Origin of the sequence: Pararhodobacter sp. (assembly GCF_034676075.1) — a bacterium.
Lineage (GTDB): Bacteria > Pseudomonadota > Alphaproteobacteria > Rhodobacterales > Rhodobacteraceae > Pararhodobacter.
This window is the reverse complement of sequence record NZ_JAUCCQ010000226.1, coordinates 1-2,388: the sequence shown is the minus strand read 5'-3', so window position 1 is coordinate 2,388 and position 2,388 is coordinate 1. Positions and strand designations below refer to the sequence as shown.

Here is a 2,388-nt window from a genome sequence, read left to right as displayed (position 1 = left end):
TCTAAATATCCTCGGGGGTTTCCAAAGGGGGTGGAAAACCCCCTTTGGCGGGGGGGGCGCGGGGGGCCTGCCCCCCCGCCTTCGCCCGGCTGGCGCGCGCTTACCCCAACAGAGACGGATCAAACGGATACCGCGTCAGGTTCTCATACCCCGTCTCGGTGATCAGCACCTGTTCCTCGAGCTTGATCGAGAAATCCCCGCCCTCGGGCGAGACCAGCGCCTCGACGCAGAGCACCATGCCGGGTTCCAGCACGGCGTCGAAGGCGCCCGGCACCCAGCCGTCTGGATAGGGCACATAGGGCCATTCATCGCAGAGCCCGACGCCATGCATCTTGCAGGAATATTTCTGCGCCCAGTATTCCGGTGCCAGCTGATGCCCGCCCCGCACCAGCTCCTCGATCGCAACGCCGGGTTTCAGCATCGCCATATTGGTGCGGATATGGTCCATCGCGTGGTGCATGGCCGAGACCATGGCGTTGGTCGGCCGCCCCGCGCCCACCCACCAGGTGCGGCTGATGTCGATACAGATGCCGTAGCAGCCGATCAGGTCGGTATCGAAAGCCACGATCTCGTCCGGCTGGATGATCCGCGGCCCGCATTCCTGAAACCACGGATTGGTCCGGGGCCCCGAGGCCAGGAGCCGCGTCTCGATCCATTCGCCGCCGCGGCGGATGTTGCCGCGGTGCAATTCGGCCCAGACATCGTCCTCGCTGACCCCGCCTTTCGGGATCTCGGCCCGGGCGAAGGCCTCCATCTCGGCCATCGCCGCCTCGCAGGCATGGTGGGCGCAGCGCATGGCCAGGATCTCGTCCGGGCCCTTCACGGCGCGGGTGCGTTCGGTCACCTCCTCGCCTTCCAGCACCTCGAAGCCCGCGCGTTCCAGCGCCCTGAGCCCCGCGACCATGATCTTGTCGACCGCGAGCCGCCGGTTCGCCCCGGCGTGGGCCCGCATCACCTCGTCGACCTGGCCCGCGAAGCCCCGCGCGGCATCCTCGCCCTTGTCCCCGGTCACGGCGTAGAAGAAGGAGGCCCCGTGCCTCAGTTCCGCCACCAGCGGGTTGAAGGTCACCAGAAACGGCGATTGCTTGTATTCCCAGACCACCATATGCCCGTCGGCGCAGATCAGGCAGGCGCGGAACGGGTTGTGGCTGTTCCAGAGCTGCATGTTGGTCGTGTCGGTCGCATAGCGGATGTTCAGCGGGTCGAAGAGCAGGAGCCCGCCCATGTCCCGCGCCTGCAGGGCCGCCACCAGCCGGTCCAGCCGGTAGCGCCGCATCCGCGAGAGGTCCGGCAGCGCCAGCCCCGCCGCCTGCCATTCGCGGAAGGCCAGCTGGGTCGGCCCGATCTCCACCCGGTCGTTGTCGTTGGGGCTGCCGTCGCCCAGGGTCGCGCCCCGGCCGGGGTCGATCTTGCGCCGGTCTCGGTAGTGGTCCATCGTCGCGCCTCCTGTCCCCGGGAAGCCTCGCGCGGGGCCGGGGGCGGGTCTGGCCTGAACGCGACCCGGAGCCCCGATCCCATGGCGATTTTGCACGATTCCCTGCCCTTCAAGGTCTGGATGGACCCGCGCCTGACCCGGCTGCCAGGCATCCTGCCGATGGATCCGGCGGATTGGCTGCGGGTGGACGAGGCTTATGCGGGGCAGATGGCCGAGCGCGCGCGGCTGATCGCCAGCGAGCCCGGGGCGGTGATCGGCGCCCTGCCCGGCTCGGATCCCGCGGTGGCGGAGCTGGCCGAGGCGGTCGAGGCGCGGTTGCCGGGGCTTGGTTTCACGCGCGCGGGCGCGGCCTGGCGCTGCCCGGACGGGCGGCTGGTGGCGGATGGCGGCCCGGCGCTCGCCCGGCTCGGCCAGCTGGTGCAGGAGGACCTCTGCGTCATGGAGGCGGGGCCCGAGGGGCATCACGTGCTGACCGCCGCCGTGCTCTGCTTTCCCGCCAGCTGGACGCTGGCCGAGAAGCTGGGCCGCGGCCTGCCCGGCATCCACCGCCCGGTCGAGGTCTATGACGACGGCTTGGCGGCCCGCGTGCAGCGCCTGTTCGACGCGGTGCGGGTGGAGCAACCGCTCTGGCGGGCGAATGTGCTCGATTACGTCGATCCCTCGCTCTACCAGCCGCGGTCCGAGGCCAACCGGCGGGAAAAGCCCCAAGGCCGCCGCGGCTTCATCCGCAGCGAACGGCAGGGGCTGATGCGGCTGCCCCGGACGCAGGCGGTGATCTTCTCGATCCACACCTATGTCGTGGCGCGCGAAACGCTAACGGCCGAGGAAGAGACGGCCTTTTCGGCTAGGCCACGGTAGAGGCCGGGTCATACGGGGGGCTGCCGAGCCCAGAGACCGCAAAGGGCGGGGGGCTGCCGCCCCCCGCACCCCCTGCCCAAAGGGGGGCACGCCCC

At 70.1% G+C, this 2,388-nt stretch carries 2 protein-coding genes; one reads left to right on the top strand and one right to left on the bottom strand.

Annotated features, from left to right (window positions below; genetic code table 11):
• Positions 1-100: 100 nt before the first annotated feature.
• Positions 101-1,435, bottom strand: a complete 1,335-nt coding sequence (gene dddP, locus VDQ18_RS23460; protein ID WP_323023270.1) for a dimethylsulfonioproprionate lyase DddP — start codon at positions 1,433-1,435, stop codon at positions 101-103.
• Positions 1,436-1,516: 81 nt separating this feature from the next.
• On the opposite strand from dddP, the gene VDQ18_RS23455 reads away from it, so the two are divergent.
• A complete protein-coding gene (locus VDQ18_RS23455; RefSeq protein WP_323023269.1) occupies positions 1,517-2,293 on the top strand; it encodes a DUF3445 domain-containing protein in 777 nt (258 codons plus the stop codon).
• The last annotated feature ends 95 nt before the right edge of the window (positions 2,294-2,388 follow it).